This is a genomic window from Pseudochelatococcus sp. B33, from assembly GCF_053570585.1.
This window is the reverse complement of record NZ_JBSEFH010000001.1, coordinates 414349-431542: the sequence shown is the minus strand read 5'-3', so window position 1 is coordinate 431542 and position 17194 is coordinate 414349. Positions and strand designations below refer to the sequence as shown.

The 17194-nt window shown below is 68.4% G+C and carries 10 protein-coding genes and 1 pseudogene; 9 read left to right on the top strand and 2 right to left on the bottom strand.

Annotated features, from left to right (window positions below; genetic code table 11):
* Both ACUSIJ_RS01950 and ACUSIJ_RS01945 read left to right on the top strand, forming a co-directional pair.
* Nucleotides 1–533: pseudogene (locus ACUSIJ_RS01950) on the top strand (IS5 family transposase); the annotation flags it as partial.
* 1048 nt (nt 534–1581) lie between these two features.
* The gene (locus tag ACUSIJ_RS01945; RefSeq protein ID WP_449306653.1) at nt 1582–2871 is read left to right on the top strand and encodes a porin; all 1290 of its coding nucleotides are present in this window, start codon (nt 1582–1584) and stop codon (nt 2869–2871) included.
* Between the two features lie 111 nt (nt 2872–2982).
* Here ACUSIJ_RS01945 and ACUSIJ_RS01940 read toward each other — a convergent pair whose 3' ends face one another.
* Both ACUSIJ_RS01940 and ACUSIJ_RS01935 read right to left on the bottom strand, forming a co-directional pair.
* The gene (locus ACUSIJ_RS01940; protein ID WP_449306652.1) at nt 2983–3453 is read right to left on the bottom strand and encodes a cyclic nucleotide-binding domain-containing protein; all 471 of its coding nucleotides are present in this window, start codon (nt 3451–3453) and stop codon (nt 2983–2985) included.
* A 93-nt stretch (nt 3454–3546) separates the two neighbouring features.
* Nucleotides 3547–6267, bottom strand: coding sequence for an ABC transporter transmembrane domain-containing protein (locus ACUSIJ_RS01935; protein WP_449306651.1), 2721 nt, complete (start codon nt 6265–6267; stop codon nt 3547–3549).
* Between the two features lie 463 nt (nt 6268–6730).
* Between ACUSIJ_RS01935 and ACUSIJ_RS01930 the strand changes: the two genes are divergently transcribed.
* From ACUSIJ_RS01930 to ACUSIJ_RS01900, 7 genes are all read left to right on the top strand, one after another.
* On the top strand, nt 6731–7927 hold the full coding sequence (locus tag ACUSIJ_RS01930) for a glycosyltransferase family protein (protein WP_449306650.1): 1197 nt from the start codon (nt 6731–6733) through the stop codon (nt 7925–7927).
* A 7-nt stretch (nt 7928–7934) separates the two neighbouring features.
* Nucleotides 7935–9245, top strand: coding sequence for a glycosyltransferase family 4 protein (locus ACUSIJ_RS01925; protein ID WP_449306649.1), 1311 nt, complete (start codon nt 7935–7937; stop codon nt 9243–9245).
* Nucleotides 9242–10381 carry a glycosyltransferase family 4 protein gene (locus ACUSIJ_RS01920; protein WP_449306648.1) on the top strand — a complete coding sequence of 380 codons (1140 nt, stop codon included), beginning with the start codon at nt 9242–9244 and terminating at the stop codon, nt 10379–10381. Before ACUSIJ_RS01925 ends, ACUSIJ_RS01920 begins: the two co-directional genes overlap by 4 nt.
* Nucleotides 10378–12288, top strand: coding sequence for a glycosyltransferase (locus ACUSIJ_RS01915; protein ID WP_449306647.1), 1911 nt, complete (start codon nt 10378–10380; stop codon nt 12286–12288). The genes ACUSIJ_RS01920 and ACUSIJ_RS01915 overlap by 4 nt, the downstream gene beginning before the upstream one ends.
* A gap of 78 nt (nt 12289–12366) precedes the next feature.
* On the top strand, nt 12367–14265 hold the full coding sequence (locus ACUSIJ_RS01910; RefSeq protein WP_449306646.1) for an ABC transporter ATP-binding protein: 1899 nt from the start codon (nt 12367–12369) through the stop codon (nt 14263–14265).
* Nucleotides 14265–16175, top strand: coding sequence for an ABC transporter substrate-binding protein (locus tag ACUSIJ_RS01905; protein WP_449306645.1), 1911 nt, complete (start codon nt 14265–14267; stop codon nt 16173–16175). The genes ACUSIJ_RS01910 and ACUSIJ_RS01905 overlap by 1 nt, the downstream gene beginning before the upstream one ends.
* Complete coding sequence (locus ACUSIJ_RS01900) at nt 16172–17191, top strand: ABC transporter permease (RefSeq protein WP_449306644.1); 1020 nt, start codon at nt 16172–16174, stop codon at nt 17189–17191. The genes ACUSIJ_RS01905 and ACUSIJ_RS01900 overlap by 4 nt, the downstream gene beginning before the upstream one ends.
* Nucleotides 17192–17194 lie beyond the last annotated feature (3 nt).

Genomic DNA, 17194 nt, shown 5'->3' with positions numbered 1-17194 from the left:
ATCTACGCTGCCCTGACCGGCGACCAGCGCACCCCACGTCAGCTTCTGGCCGACAGCACCCACATCAAGGCGCACCGCTCGGCGGCCGGCGCCGAAAAAAGGGGGAGCAATGTCAGGCGATTGGTCGCTCCCGCGGTGGTCGAACGACTAAGATCCATGCCCTGAGCGACGGCAAAGGCCGGCCTCTCGTCCTTGCGCTCACTCCCGGGCAGGCCGCCGACATCAAGATGCTGCCCGTCATGCTGGATGCCGTACCGCCCGCCAATGAACTGTTGGCCGACAAGGCCTATGACAGCGACTGGTTGCGCGAGGAACTGGAAAACCGGGGGACACGGGCGGTCATCCCTAACAAGGATGACCGCAAGTATCTGCACCCATTTGATAAAAAGCGCTACAAAAAACGCAATGCCATTGAGCGCATGTTCTGCCGCCTCAAGGACTTCAGGCGCATCGCAACCAGATATGACAAGCTGGCCAGAAACTATCTCGCCTCTCTATGCCTCGCTGCGCTCGTCACATGCTGGCTACGTTGAGGCTCAACCCTAAAGGCGCCTCGGTCATCTCGCTTAAACTTAGAACGCCTAACAAAACCTCGCGGGGTCGGCTGGCCGGTGATTTTTGCCCCCTGCCACGTCGCCGATCCTCGCCGATGCAACCAGCATCGACTGCGTTCGGCTCCTTGCAGAATGACCAAAATCCCTCGGCATCCTCACCCCGGAGGTTTTGTTAGGCGTTCTTAATAGCCAGATACCCTGCTCTCACTGGCCCGTTCCCTGCCGGCACGAGAAAATTCCCTGTTCTGCTGTTTAGGGAAATTCGCCGTAAGCCATAGAACCCACTGGGTAATTTCCCTCAAAAATGGCACTCGGCAGCCCACTTCGTCGAAATTTCCCTGTTTCTTCCCGGAAAGCAGGGAAATCCTGTGCAGAGACCGGTACTCGCAGGACTACGCCCACCACCAGGCCCGCCCCGGGGCCTGCACCTCTCATGAAGCCGCGCCGGATATCCCGCGGCCTCCTCCGCTTCATCCATCCCCTGCCGGCCGGCTGACCGAGCGCCCGTCGCGGTCTCGGCGCGTCCGTTCGCCGGGGACGGGCGGGCGGCTTTTTCTCCGAGGCGAGTTCCGTTCGATCAGCCGTTGCTCGCGCAATACCGGCGCGCGGGAGAGATGATGCTGTGAGAGGACTTGGAATGGGGACGCTTCAACGCCGGATTCCATTATTAATTCTATCTTTACGATAACCTTCCGGGCGCCCTTGTCCCGGCCCGGGCACGCGCGCGGGACACTGTCTTGTCTGCACCGCCGGAAACGGCAGATCCGCCGTCCTTGTGCGACCGAAACGTCGCAATTTAGCGTCATTTGTGCAACATGCGATTATAATTGATCTTAAAATGACAAATATGTCATGAAGCGGGCTTGTGTCCAGCCACAGAATGAAACAACTTGCGGAGCAGAAGTTGCGCTGCTCTCGTTGATTCTTGGAAGCAAATGAGAGGCTGCAATTGCGATTTGCCCTGCGTGCTTCCGCTGGCGAGCAGGGTTTTCGTCAGAATAGACATTGCCTTTGGAGAACAACAATTATGAAGATCGCAAAGAGCCTTCTTCTGGGAACTGCGGCCGGTTTCGCTGCGATATCCGGCGCGCAGGCGGCTGATCTGCCGGTCGCCAAGGCTGATCCGGTCGAATATGTCCGCGTGTGCTCGACGCATGGAGCCGGCTTCTTCTACGTTCCCGGCACCGATACCTGCATCCAGTTTTCTGGCCGCCTTCGTGCCGACTATGTCTATATCGAGCCGCGGAACACCAACGCGGACGTATTAGCCGCCGGCAACGGCCGCTACAGGGACGCCACAGGCGTCAAGGCGCGCGCCCGTCTGAACGTCGACGTCCGCACGCCCACCGAGTTCGGCACGCTGCGTGCGTACTTGCGCTACCAGATCGACAGGAACAGCGGCAACCAGGGCACCAGCAACGGCGCGCTGCTCGACAAGGCCTACATCCAGTGGGCCGGCATCACCGCCGGTCAGACGCAGTCGTTCTTCGACTTCTTCGCCTCCGACCTGAACTGGGGCAGCTTCGGCGGCTCGCCCGGCTCGGACGTTTCCACCAACCTGTTGGCCTACACGGCGTCGTTCGGCGCGGGCTTCTCGGCCACGATCTCGCTCGAAGACCGCAACGCCCGTCAGCTCAACGCACGCTTCTACGACGTTGCCGGTCAGCGTATGCCCGACGTCGTCGCCAACCTGCGCGCCGATCAGGACTGGGGTAGCGCGCAGCTCTCGGGCGCCGTGCACCAGCTCAACTCCGGTACGATCTACACCCCGTGGGGCGCCAGCTGGGGCTCGCGCGTCGACACGACCTACGGCTGGGCCGTCCAGGGCGGTGTGCGGGTCAAGCTGCCGGCTCTCGGCGCGGGTGACGTGCTGTGGCTGCAGGCTGCCTATGCCGACGGCGCTCTCAACTACCTCGGCCTTGCCGAAAGCACCACGGCTGGCCGTATCACCAACGCCGTTGCCGATGGTTATCTGATCGACGGTGACATCAAGACCTCTTCCGGCTGGAACGTCATTGCCGCCGGCGTGCACTACTGGAACCCGAGCGTTCGTTCGACCCTGTGGGGCTCTTACACCGACGTGAGCTACAACTCCTCGGTCAAGCTCGATAACGCCCTCTTCCGCGATTTCAGCATCTGGCAGGCCGGTACGGCCCTGATCTGGTCGCCGGTTTCGAAGTTCGACATCGGTGTGGAAGTGCTGTACGGCCGTCTGGAGCGCAGCCGCTTCAACGTGGTTGACTACAACCAGCCCTACTACGTCAAGCGTTCGGAAGATCAGATCCAGACCCGCCTGCGCCTGCAGCGCGACTTCTGATCGGCATGATCCCGCCGTCCGGCTCGCCCGGACGGCCGCATTCCGGGATAACACCTCGAATGGCGCTCTCCGGTTCTCGAGCTGGAGGGCGTTTTGCTTGGGGACGCCGGCCTATGCCGGGCCGGTTGCCGGGCCGCCTGGCCGTGCCGTGGCGGCGAGGCGGTCGGTGGTGCGCTCCAGCCGGTGGGCGAGTTCGCGCATGACGTCGATCGCGATCTGGGGGAACTGCTGCAGCAGGTCGAGGAACACCTGCTTGTCGATGCGCAGCGCCAGAAGATCGGTCTTGGCGCGGACAGAGGCGGAGCGGGACGTTTCCGCCAGAACGCCCATCTCGCCCATGATGTCGTGGGGGTGGAATTCCGTCACCTTGAGAGGTCCGGCCGGCGTGTCGATGAACACCTCGGCCTCGCCTTCCAGAATGACGTAGGCGGCGTCGGAGGCGTCGCCCCGCCTGAAGAGGACATGCCCGGCGGGCACGCGCACCCGCTCGCTGGTGAAGGCGAGCAGCTTGAGGCGGCTCATGTCGATGTTCCGAAACATCGGAACCTGCCGCAGGGCCTGTGCTTCAGCGTTGAGGTTCATGCCGGAACTCCAGATCGATCGTCGGAGAACGATAGGCGCGTGACGGCGACAAATAAAGCGTTTCCGCCGCGCGGTCGTGTCGCGCGGCGACGTTCATTCGCCCGCCTGCCGCGCGACGGTGCGATCGCGGCGCCGGTCGGCGACCGTGACCGAGCCCGTATCGTGGAAGGTGACGAGGGTGTCGAAGCGCTCCAGATCTGCGTCCTCCTCCGTCACCACGATCAGGCTCCGGTCGCGCATCAGGTCGAACAGGCGATCGAGGATGACCGGCGCCTCGGAATCGGGATAGGCGGCGAGGCCGCCGTCGAGAATCAGGATGTCGGGCTGCTTGACCATGCTGCGTGCCAGCTCGACCCCCGCCCGCTGCCGCAGGGTGAGGAGGCGCCCGCCCGGCCCGACCTCGTAGTCGAGGCCGACCGCACTGACCGCCGGCCGCAGATCGAGGTCCTCGATGACGTCGGTCACCACCCCGATGACGTTCTGACGCGCGTTGGCGATGCCGAAATCGACACGGCCGAACAGCAGGTTGTCGCGCAGCATCGCATTGTGGCACAGGGCATCGGCACGATAGGGTTCGAGATCGTGGGGAGTGCCGGCGTGCTCGATCTCGCGGCGCAGGCGCCAGCGCGCCTGCAGGATGCGCTCCCGCATGCGGTCGTCGAGGAGGCCGAGGCGGTGGCGCGGCTCGATATAGTCGAAGGCGGGCGCCAGCAGACGCGCGCGCTCCTCCGCCTTCAGGCCGCGCACGCCCCGCGCCCGATAGCGGCGAAGCGTGCCCGAGTATTCCTCCGTCTCGTCCGAGGCCAGGAACGAGAACTGGGCCACGAGCGGATGGCCGTGCGGCAACTCGGAAAAGATCTCCATCATGGTCGAGGCGATGCCGGCGCCGATGGCGATCAGGTCGCCGGTCAGGCCCTCGGCGTCGAGCGTCCGCAGGATCAGCGGGTTGCGCGCCCGGCCCAGCCCGTTGAAGAGGGGGCTACGCGATGCACCGAAGAGCAGATTTTCGCCGATACTGGAAACGGTTATGTAGCGTTTTTCATCGAATGTCTCAATGAACTCGGCCATGCCGCATGCCGCAAGGCGTGTGCGCAGATGCCGGCGCGCCTCCACGATGCGTTCTCCCAGTTCCGGATAGCGCACCGTGTCCACCCGGCCGTTGATGCCGAAATGGAACACGTCGTCCTCAAGGCCGGCCAGGGCGAGGTTGCGCAGCAGCACGGCGTCGAGTTCGGAGGGGGAAAGCAGGCCGATGGCGGAACGGTCGATCCAGTCGTCGGCAGGGCTGTCGAGGGGATTGCCGGTGCGCTGCGCCTCCGCCACGCGCGTCCTGTCGAGGTCGCTGAGCGTCGCATTCCGCCCGGGATCGGTCTGCGCCGTCTTGTGGAACACGCCGTAGAGCAGGTTGTGGCGCAGGCTGCCGGGAAACAGGCGCGCCTGCACGCCGGCATAGGCGATGCGCCGGCCGGTGACGTCTTCCGGCAGGGCGAGATAGTCTTCGCCGGCAACCGTGACATGCCCGCTGACCGGCAGGACGCGCCGCGCCAGCACGTCGGCAACGGCGTGGGGAGCGGCCCGGGCTTCGGCGCTGCGCCCGGCGACGAGGGCGACGAAGCCGGGATAGGACCAGCCGAGGGTAGCGTCGTCGATCAGCACTGTGCCGTGCTGGTCCTGCACGCGCAATTTCTCGATCTCGACCGGGCCGGCGAGGCGGACGGCGGCGAGCTCCGGCGTGGTCGGCACGTCGTCCGGCAGCAGGCGCTCGGGCATGAACTGCTGGATGATCTGATCGTATTTGATCTGCACGTCGAGGCGCTGCTGGTCCCAGTCGATGAGTTCCTTGAGCGGCGGCGGCAGGTCGCGGTAGGCCGCGATCACGGCGACGAGCTGGCCGATGTCGAGGCGTCCGGTCAGCGCCAGATAGCCGCCGACCGAATAGAAGAAGAACGGCGTGAGCTGCGACAGGAAGTTGTTCAGGAACTTCACCATGAACTTCCACTTGTAGATGCGGAAGCGCAGGTCGAACAGGCCGTAGAGGCGTTCGCCGATCTCGGATCTCTCCCACCGCCCGGTGCCGTTGGTGTGGACGGCGTCCATGCCCTCGACGACCTCGCCGATGCGCCCGGCCAGGAGCCGCGAGGCGAGCTGGCGCTCCTTGCCGAGCCGCAGCTGGACGCGCCGCAGCCGCGGAATGACGGTGAACTGGATGCCGACGATGAACAGCACCAGCAGCCCGAGCGGCACGCTCTGCATCAGGATGAAGGTCATCGCCGTCAGCGCCTGGCTGGACAGCATCAGCGGCTGCACGAAGGCGTCGCCGATGAAGCCGCCGATCGGCTCCACCTCGTCCTTGATGATGGTGGCGGTCTCGGAGGCCTTGGTGGTGCGCAGCGTCTCGGGGGTGAAGCGCAGGGTGGCGGTGAAGAGATCGAAGCGCAGCCGCCGCAGCATGCGCTCGCCCAACGCGCCCTTGGCGATGTTGATCCAGTACTTGAAGCCGCCGTTGATGCACACGAAGGCGAGAAACAGGAACGACAGGCCGAAAAGCAGCCCGACCTGCCCCACGAAGATACCCGGAAACAGCGTCACCGTCTCGCCGCCCAAGAAGTCCGGCAACGTGAAGCTGAGGTCGAGAAACCGGACCTCGCGCTCCCCGCCGGCGAAGGCGCCGCCCATGATGGCATCGTTGACGATGCGCTTCGGCAGGTCGAGCGACAGGAAGTAGAACGGCAGCGAGGCGATGACGACGATGAAGATCGCGATCTGGTCCTGCCGGGAATGACGCCAGATGTAGCGGAACAGCGATCTTTCCAAGATAGTCTCCCCGATCCTGCAATGCGGACGGACGCACCTTGCGATTGTTACGAATAGGCCCATTCCCCGCGTCGGTGCAAGGCGTTGCCGCCGGGATCCGCCATGCGCCCCGCTGGGGGCCCGGCTCGCCGTCTCCCCGGCGCCCGGCCGGGCGGCTCCGCCGGGAGGCGTTCCGACAGCGCCCGGCCGCTCGCACGGAAGGACCGTCCTCCAGCAGAAATCCGTTGCTTTGCCGCTGCTGAAATTTTATCTGCCTACCGTCCGATGGAACGATTGCCTGGACCCGAGTTCCCGTTCATGCTGCGGATGGGCGGCCTGCTGGGGCGCCGGTCCGGGTGCCTTGAATAATATCATTACATATCATCACGATATCGGGAGGCTGTCCTCGATGGTAGCGGTGAATGGCGTTGTTTTATATTCCCGCACCGACGACGGTGCGGGACAATGCCTGCGGCAGCGCGTGATGATCTACAGTCACGACACGTTCGGCCTCGGGCATCTGCGGCGCGCCTGCGCCATCGCCAACGCGCTGGTGGCCGACGATCCCGCCGTCTCCGTGCTGATCGTCTCCGGCTCGCCCGTCATCGGCAACTACGAATTCGGCCCCGGCGTCGACTACGTGCGCATCCCGGGCGTCGTCAAGCAGCCGGACGGCGGCTACCGCAGCCTCAATCTCAACCTCGACCTCGACGAGGCGGTCGGGCTGCGGGCCGATATCATCACGCGCACGGCGGAGACTTTCCGGCCCGGCCTGTTCATCGTCGACAAGGAGCCGACGGGGTTTCGCGGCGAGGTGCTGCCGGCGCTGGAGCTGCTGCGCGCGCGGGGGGCGAAGCTCGTGCTCGGCATCCGCGACGTTCTCGACGACCCGGATGCGCTCGCCGTCGAATGGGAGCGCAAGAGCGCCATCCAGGCGCTCGACCGCTACTACGACGAGATCTGGATCTACGGTCTGCCGCAGGTGCACGAGCCGCTGGCGGCGTTCGATCTCGCGCCCGACGTGGCGCGCCGGATCGTCTATACGGGCTATCTGCGCCGCGAGCTGCCGCGCGAATCGTGCTTCTCCCGCTATCCCGACATCACCCACGATTCGTTCGTGCTGGTGACGACCGGCGGCGGCGGCGACGGCGAGGACGTCATCGACTGGGTGATATCCGCCTACGAGAGCGCGGACGCGCCCGCGATTCCGGCGCTCATCGTGTTCGGGCCGTTCATCAACCGGGACCGGCGCAGCGGCTTCATGGCACGCATCGCCGCCATCCCGCAGCTCGACGCGATCGGCTTCGACGCCAAGCTCGAAGTCCTGATGGACCGCGCCGCCGGCGTCGTCGCCATGGGGGGCTACAACACGTTCTGCGAGCTGCTGTCGTTCGACAAGCGGGCGCTCATCGTGCCGCGCACGCGCCCGCGCCTCGAACAGCACATCCGCGCCGTGGCGGCGGAACAGATCGGCCTCGTGCGGATGCTCTCGGAAGAGGGCGGCGCGCGCGATCCGGCCCGCATGGCGGCGGCGATTCGGAACCTGCCGGGCCAGGGCCGGCCGTCGGACGTCGTCATTCCGGGCCTGCTCGACGGACTCGAGGTCGTCAAGGATCGGCTTGCATCCTTCCGAAAGGAGGAGCACCATCCCGAGGAAATTCCTATACAGGCGGCTGAATGACCACTGAATGACCGAAGCGCCATCGATCGACAAAAGCAGAAAGAAGCCGTCCCGCCGCATCGCGGTGGTGGTCAAGGGCTATCCGCGATTGTCCGAAACCTTCATCGCCCAGGAACTGCTCGCCCTGCAGCAGCGCGATCTGCCGTTCGAGATATGGTCCCTGCGCCGGCCGACCGACAAGGCCGTCCATCCCGTCCATCAGGTGATCACCGCCCGCGTCACCTACCTGCCGGAATACCTGCACCACGCGCCGCTCAGGGTGCTGCGCGGGTTTCTGGCGAGCCTCGGCCTCGCCGGCTTTCCGGCGGCGATGCGGCAGTTCCGGCGCGACTTCGCCCGCGACCGCACGCTGAACCGCATCCGCCGGCTGGGGCAGGCGTTCGTCATGGCGCGGGAGCTGCCGGCCGACATCGGGCATCTGCACGCGCATTTCCTGCACACGCCGGCCTCCGTCGCCCGCTATGCGGCGATGCTGCGCGGCATCACCTGGAGCTTCTCGGCGCACGCCAAGGACATCTGGACCACACCGGATTGGGAAAAGCGCGAAAAGCTCGCCGATTCGCTCTGGGGCGTCACATGCACGCAGGCGGGGTGGGAGCACCTCACCGAACGCGCGCCGCGCCGCGATCACGTCGCGCTCGCCTATCACGGGCTCGACCTGTGCCGGTTCCCGGCGCCGCCGGAACCTTCCGGGCGCGACGGCTCCGACCCCGCCGATCCAGTACGGATCGTTTCCGTCGGCCGCGCGGTGGCGAAGAAGGGGTTCGACGATCTGCTCTCGGCCCTTGCCGCGCTGCCGGAAGGCCTGCACTGGCGCTTCGCCCACATCGGCGGCGGCGCGCTGCTCGATGAGCTGAAGGCGCAGGCCGTGCGCGAGGGCATCGGCGACAAGGTCGTGTTCCTCGGCTCGCGGCCGCAGCCGGGTGTCATCTCGCTGATCCGCGAGGCGGACCTGTTCGTGCTGCCCTCCAAGGAAGGCGAGGCGGGCGACCGCGACGGCCTGCCCAACGTCATCATGGAGGCGGCGAGCCAGAGCCTCGCCATCGTAGCCACCGACTTTGCCGGCATCCCCGAGTTCATCCGCGACGGAAAGGAGGGCGTGCTCGTGCCGCCGGCGCGGTGGGACCTGCTCGCCAACGCCATCAACATGCTCGCCCGCGATCCCGAACGGCGCGCGCTGCTCGGCTTCGCCGCCGCCGACCGCCTGCGCGAGGACTTCGCCATGGAGACGGGCATCGACATCATCGAGGCGCGGCTGCGGGCAGCGCTCGGCGTCGCGGCCTCCTTCGCCCCGGTGCAGCGGGACCCCGTGGCGTGATCGCGTTCTACGCGCCGCTGAAGGCGCCCGATCATCCGGTGGCCTCGGGCGATCGGCGCATGGCCCGGCTGCTGTTCGCCGCCCTGGAAAGCGCTGGCTTCGCGCCGCGGCTGGAGAGCCGGCTGCGCGCCTACGAGCCCACCGGTGAACCGGGAGCGCGGGCCGCCGTCGACGCGGCCGCCCACGCGGAAGCAGCGCGGCTGCTCGACGGCTACCGCGCCGGCGCGCAAACGCCGCCACGCCTGTGGTTCACCTATCACTGCTATTACAAGGCCGTGGACGGGCTGGGGCCGGCGGTGGCGCGCGCGCTCGGCATTCCCTACTGCGTCGCCGAGGCGTCCCGCGCGCCCTCCCGCGCCAGGGGGCCGTTCGCGGCGGCGCATGCGCTGAACGAGACGGCGCTCGACGCGGCCGACGCGATCTTCGTCATGACCGCGAAGGACCGCCCGGCGCTGCAGTGCGGCCGCCCGGCCCATCAGCGCCTCATCGACCTGCCGCCCTTCGTGGAGGCGGCAGATGCGCCATTCTGCCCGCGCCCGCGCCGGGAGGAGATCCACCTGCTGGCGGTGGCGATGATGCGCCGTGGCGACAAGCTGGCGAGCTACCGGCAGCTCGCGCGGGCGCTGGCGCTGGTGGAGCGGCCGTGGCGGCTCGCCATCGCCGGCGACGGCCCGGCGCGCGCCGAGGTGGAGGGCCTTTTCGCAGCCTTCGGGGGCCGCGTGCGCTTCGCCGGTCTGGTGGCCGACCCGCAGGCGCTCGGCGCGCTCTACGAGGCGGCCGACCTGCTGGTGTGGCCGGCGGTCAACGAAGCCTACGGCATGGCCTTTCTGGAGGCGGCGGCGCACGGCTGCCCGGCGCTCGCCGGCTCTTACGGCGGCGTCGCGAGCGTCGTCATCGACGGCGAGACCGGCGTGCTGGTGCCGCCGGGCGACGTCGACGCCTTCGCCCGGGCGCTGGAACGGCTCGCCGGCGACCCCGCTGCCCGCCGGACATTGGGCGAGCGGGCACACGCGCTGGTGCGCGGCGGGCGCAATCTCGCCGGCGCGGCGCGGATCCTGCGCGATGCGCTCACGCCCCTCATCGGCAGGGGACTGGCAATCAGCGGGGGACCGGCAATCGGCGGGGGACCGGCATGAGCCTGCGGGTGCTGATCGCGGTGACGCATCTGCTCGGTGTCGGCCATCTGGCGCGGGCGGCGGCGATCGCGCGCGGCCTCGCGCGGGCCGGACACGAGGTGACGCTGGTGTCGGGGGGCAACCCTGCGCCGCTGGTGGCCACTACGGGCATCCGCTTCATCCAGCTGCCGCCGGTGCATATCGTGGGCACGGCCTTCTCGGCGCTGCTCGGCGAGGACGGCGAGCCCGCCGGGCAGGCGCTGCGGGCGGAACGGCGCGGGCTGCTGCTGGAGGTCCTGGCGCGGACACGGCCGCATGTCGTCGTCACGGAGCTGTTTCCCTTCGGCCGGCGGGCGCTGGCGGACGAATTTCTGGCGCTCATCGAGGCGGCGCGCCGGCAACGGCCGCAGCCCGTGGTGCTGAGTTCCATCCGCGACGTGCTGGTCGCCCCCGCCCGCGAGGGGCGCGTGACGCAAGCCCACGCCCGGCTTCTCGCCCATTACGACGGCGTGCTGGTGCACGGCGATGATGAGGTGCTGCCGCTGGAGTGCTCCTGGCCGGTGACGCCCGAAATCGCGCCGCTGCTGGACTATACCGGCTATGTGGACGACACGGCGGCGCGCGCCGTCGATGACGGGACGGACGGTTGCGGCGAGATCGTCGTCTCGGGCGGCGGCAGCGCGGCGTCCCTGCCGCTGTTCCGGGCGGCGCTGGGGGCGGCGGATCGCGTGACGGAGCGTCGCTGGCGGCTTCTCGTCGGGCGCGGCGTCGCGGCGGATGCGTTCGCGGCGCTGGGAGAGGCCGCGCCCGGCCACGTGACGGTGGAGCGCACGCGGGCGGATTTTTCCTCATTGCTGGCGCGGGCGGCGGTTTCCGTCAGCCAGGCGGGGTACAACACGGTGGTCGACGTGCTCAATGCGCGCGTGCGCTCGGTGCTGGTGCCGTTCGAGGCGGGCCATGAGACCGAGCAGCGCCTGCGCGCCGAGGGGCTGTCGCGGGCGGGCGTGTGGCCGTTCGGCGTCGTCGGCGAGGACACGCTCTCTCCCGAAACGCTGGCGCGGGCCGTGCGGGAGGCCCTTGCGCGGCCGCTGCCGGAGGCGCCTGCGATCGGCCGCGACGGCATCGCCCGCAGCGTCGCCATCATCGGGCGCTACGGCGCCGCGCCGCTGCCCCGGCTCGCCAAGGTCCTTGACGAGACGGCGGCCGCAGGCCGCGAGGTCGCCCTGTGGTGGCGGGACGACGATGCGGTGACGCCTACGCCTGCCCTCGACCGCCTGCTGGCGCTGGCGCGCCGGCACGCGATGCCCGTCGCCATCGCCGCCATCCCGGCGCGGGCCGATGGGCCGCTCGCCGCGCGTCTCGCCGCAGAGCCGCTGGCCTCGGTGCTGGTCCACGGCCTCTCGCACGCCAACCACGCGCCGGCAGGCGAGAAGAAGGCCGAGTTTGGCCCACACCGGCCGCCTGAGGCGTCGGAGCGCGATGCAGGAGAGGCGCTGCGGCTGGCGGCGGCGCGTTTCGGCGACGCGTTGCTGCCGGTGTTCGTGCCGCCGTGGAACCGGATCGACAGCGGGCTTGCCGGCCGCCTCGCCGGCTGCGGCTATCGCGGCCTCTCCACCTTCGGCCGCGCATGGCAGGCCGCGCCGGAAGCGCCGGGGCTTGCCGTCGCCAACACCCACGTCGATCCGGTCGCGTGGCACGCGGGCGGCGGGCTCGCGGAGCGCGCGCGCATCGACGCGCAGGCCACGGCCGCCGTGCGGGCGCAGACGGCCGGCGGGGGACCCGTCGTCCTCGGCCTCTTGACCCATCACCTCGCCCAGGACGAGGACACCTGGACCTGGGTCGACGGGCTGCTGGCTTTTCTGCTGGGCCACCGGGCGGTTACGCGTTCCGACGCGCGCGGACTGTTTTTACATGCGAAGACACAATGATATCATGTAAAAGGCCTTATTCATTGCGTCGATGCATACGGTCGTTGCCGGTATACCGACCGGTGGGAGTGGGGCTTCGTGGCGGGACAGCTTTCCATAACGCCGAAACCGGCGTTTCGATCGTCGCCTTTGCTGGCGGTGCGCAATCTCGCCATCGAGTTCGCCGGCGAGGGCGAGCCTTTCCGCGCGCTCCACGGCGTATCGTTTGACGTCTTTCCCGGCCAGACGCTGGCGCTCGTCGGCGAATCGGGGTCCGGCAAGTCCGTGACGGCGCAGGCGATCCTGCGCATCCTGCCGAAATCGGCGCGCATCGCCGGCGGCGCCATCACCTTCCTCGACCCGCAGAACGGCAAGCGGGCCGAGATCGCGAGCCTCGACGGCGAGAGCGCCATCATGCGCGACCTGCGCGGCGGGCGCATCGCCATGATCTTCCAGGAACCGATGACGTCGCTGTCGCCGCTGCACACGGTGGGCGATCAGGTGGCGGAGGCGGTGCGGCTGCACCGCCGCGTCAGCCGGGCGCAGGCGCGCGAACAGTCGGAAGCGGTGTTCGCGCGCGTCGGCTTTTCCGATCCGGCGCGGGTGTTCGACACCTATCCGTTCGAGCTGTCGGGGGGCATGCGCCAGCGGGCGATGATCGCCATGGCGCTCGTCTGCCGCCCGGCGCTGCTGATCGCCGACGAGCCGACGACGGCGCTTGACGTGACCACCCAGGCGCAGATCCTCGATCTGATGCAGGATCTCCAGCGCGAAACCGGCATGGCGATCCTGCTGATCACCCACGATCTCGGCGTCGTCGCCAACATGGCGGATGCCATGGCGGTGATGTATCGCGGCCGCATCGTGGAATCGGGCACGCGCGACGCGCTGTTTCGCGATCCGCGCCATCCGTATCTGCGGGCGCTGCTCAACGCCGTGCCGCGCTTCGCCATGAAACCGCACGAGCGCCTGACGCCCCTGCGCGAGATCGCCCCCATCCCCGCCGCGCCGGCGCATCAGGCCATCCCCCGGAACGGAACGGTACTGCGCATCGAGGAGGTGTCGAAGGTGTTCGCCCGCCGCGCCGGCTTCATGCGCCGGAAGGTGGGGGAGGTGCGGGCGGTCGCGAACGTCAGCCTGGCGGTGCGGCGGGGCACGACGCTCGGCCTCGTCGGCGAATCGGGCTGCGGCAAGACCACGCTGTCGAAGATCGTCATGCGCGCCATCGCGCCGACGGAGGGGCGCGTGTTCTTCGACGGCGGCAGCGGGGAATGCGACATAGCGGACCTCGCGGGCGACGACCTGATGGCCTTCCGCCGCCATGTCCAGTTCGTGTTCCAGGACCCGTTCTCCTCGCTCAACCCACGCATGACCGCCTACGAGATCCTGACCGAGCCGCTGCGCATCCACGGCGTCGGGGACGAGCGGGCGCGCTCGGCACGCGCGGGCGAGCTGATGGGGCTGGTGGGGCTGGAGCGATCGCACCTCAAGCGCTATCCGCATTCGTTCTCCGGCGGCCAGCGCCAGCGGCTCGGCATCGCGCGGGCGCTGGCGCTCGAACCGAAGGTGCTGCTGTGCGACGAGCCCGTGTCGGCGCTCGACGTGTCGGTGCAGGCGCAGGTGCTCAACCTGCTCAAGGATCTGCAGGCGGCCATCGGGCTCTCCTACCTGTTCGTGTCGCACAATCTCGCCGTGGTGGATTATATCGCCGACGAGATCGCCGTGATGTGCCGCGGCTATATCGTGGAGCAGGCGCCCAAGCGCCTGCTGTTCGCCCACCCGCATCATCCCTACACCCAGGCGCTGCTCGCGGCGGTGCCGAGCCCCGATCTCGACCGGCCGCTCGATTTCGCCGCGCTGCGCAGCGGCGGCTTTTCCGATCCGGCATCGTGGCCGCTGCCGTTCCGCCTCGTCGGCGGGCAGGCGGGGGCGATGCAGGATCTCGGCGGCGGGCATCTGGTGCGCACGGGCGTGCATGCGGTGGGGGAGGCGGCGTGATGCTGGACCGGCGGCGGGCTCTTCTCCTCCTCGGCGGCGCGGCGGCGGCACTGACCGGGCGCGAGGTTCTTTCCGTCGACGCCTGCCGGGCGGCCGAGAGGCCGGCGCAGCCGGGGAATGGCCTGCCGGACGAACCGCTCGTCTACGATCCGCGCATCGAGGGCGGCGAGATCGGCGTGCCGGGCGGGCGGATCGTGACGCTGGCGCCGCGCGCCCGCGACATCCGCTATCTCGCCACCATGTCCTATACGCGGCTCGTCGGCTACGACCGTCACCTGCGCCCGCAGCCCGACCTGCTGCGCGCCGTCGATGTCGAGGAGGGGCGCCGCTTCACCTTCCACCTGCGCGCCGGGCACCGGTGGTCGGACGGGGCGCCCTTCACGGCCGAGGATTTTCGCTACTGGTGGGAGGACGTGGCGCTGCATCCGGAGCTCAACCCGGCCGGCCCGCCGCAGTTCATGCTGGTGCAGGGCCAGCCGCCCGTGTTCGACGTGCTGGATGCGAAGCGCGTGCGCTACACCTGGGAGGCGCCCAACCCGCGTTTCCTGCCGTCGCTGGCGGGCCCGCGCGATCCGCTGATCTACACCCCGGCCCACTACATGCGCGACTTCCACGCCCGGCACGCCGCTGCCGCCGAACTCGCCGCGCGCGTGGCGGCGGCGGGCGCGCGCTCGTGGGCGGCGCTGCACAACCGCCATGACAGCATGGGCGACGACGCCAACCCGGACATGCCCACCGTCTATCCCTGGCGCGTGATCACGCGCGGGCAGGCGAACCGCTTCGTTTTCGTGCGCAACCCGCACTATCACCGCGTCGACCCCAAGGGCCATCGGCTCCCCTACGTGGACGAGATCGTCATCGACCTCGCCGCGCCGGGGCTCTTCGCAGCCAAGGCCAACGCCGGCGAGACGGACCTGATGTCGCGCGGCCTCGCCATGGCGGATATCCCGGTGCTCAAGCAGGGCGAGAAGGCGCAAGGGTATCGCACGCTGACGTGGCCCATCGCGCGCGGCTCGGAGGTGGCGCTCTATCCCAATCTCACCGCCATCGATCCGGTCTGGCGGGAGCTCAACCGCGACGTGCGCTTCCGGCGCGCGCTGTCGCTCGGCATCGACCGCAAGACGGTGAACAACGCGCTCTTCTTCGGCCTCGGCACCGAGGGCAACAACACGGTGCGCGAGGGCTCGGCCCTGTTCGAGCCGCACTACCGCAGCCGGTACGCGCAATACGATCCGGCCCGGGCGAGCGCCTTCCTGGACGAGGCCGGCCTCGACGCGCGCGGGGCCGGGGGCGTGCGCCTGCTCGCGGACGGACGCATCCTCGAGATCGTCGTCGAGGTGGAAGGCGATTTCGCCGCCGCCGTCGATGCGCTGCAGCTCATCGCCGAGTTCTGGCGCGATATCGGCATCAAGCTCTTCATCAAGCCCCAGGACAGGACCGTGCTGCGCAACCGCGCCTATTCCGGCCTGCCGGCGATGATCGCAGCCCCCGGCCTGGAGAACGCGGTGCCCACCGGCGAGATGGTGCCGACGGGCCTCGCCCCGGTGTATCAGGACAATTACGCCTGGCCCCGATGGGGGCAGTACGTCGAGACCGGCGGCAAGGCCGGCGAAGCCTGCGACATGGAAGTGCCGCGCCGGCTGCTCGCGCTCTACGACGAGTGGCTGGCGCAGGCCGATGGCACGCGCAAGGCGCAGATCTGGCGTGCGATGCTCGATCTGCATGCCGACCAGCAATGGATCATCGGCACCGTTGCGGGCGCGTTGCAGCCCATCGTGATCAGGAACGGGCTGCGCAACATGCCGCACGAGGCGGTCTACAGCTGGGAGCCGACGGCGCTGTTCGGCATCTACCGCATGGACGCGCTGTTCTGGGACACGCCGGAGAAACGCGGAGCGACACGCTCATGATCCGTTATCTCGCCGGGCGTCTCGCGACCATGGCCGTTACGCTCCTCGTCATCAGCGCGGTGGTGTTCGTCATCATCAAGCTGCCGCCGGGCGACTATCTCACCAACCAGATCGCCGAGCTGAAGGCGCAGGGGGATGCCTCGGCCGCCGCGCGGGCCGAATTCCTGATCACCCAATACGGCCTCGACCGGCCGGTGTGGGAGCAGTATCTCGCCTGGGTCGGCCTGTGGCCGGGGACTGCCGGCACCTATTCCGGCCTGCTGCAGGGCAACTGGGGCTGGTCGTTCGAATACGACCGCCCGGTGGCCGACGTGCTGGGCGACGCGCTGTGGCTGACGCTGGTGCTCAACCTCACCACGGTGCTCTTCGTGCACGTCGTGGCGATCCCCATCGCCATCTATTCGGCGCGCCGCCAGTACTCGTTCGGCGACTATCTGGCGACGCTGTTCGGCTACATCGGGCTCGCGACGCCGAGCTTCCTGCTGGCGCTCATCCTGCTCTACTACATGAACCTGTGGTTCGGCATCTCGATCGGTGGCCTCTACGACCCGGAATTCGCCGGCGAGCCGTGGACATGGGCCAAGATCCGCTCGCTTGGCGAGCATCTCATCGTGCCCACCATCGTCATCGGGCTCGGCGGCACGGCGGCGATGATCCGGCGCATGCGCGCCAACCTGCTCGACGAGCTCGGCAAGCAATATTACATCACCGCCCGCGCCAAGGGCCTGCCGGAGCGCCGGGCGCTGATGAAATACCCGTTCCGCATGGCGCTCAACCCCTTCATCGCCGATATCGGCAACCTGCTGCCGCAGCTTGTGTCGGGATCGGTGCTGGTGTCGCTCGTCATGAGCCTGCCGACGGTGGGGCCGATCCTGCTCGCGGCGCTGAAATCGCAGGATCAGTATCTCGCCGGCTTCATCCTGATGTTCGTGGCGCTGCTCACCGTCGTGGGCATGCTGATTTCCGACCTGCTGCTGGCGTGGCTCGACCCGCGCATCCGCCTCGGGGAGCGCTGAACC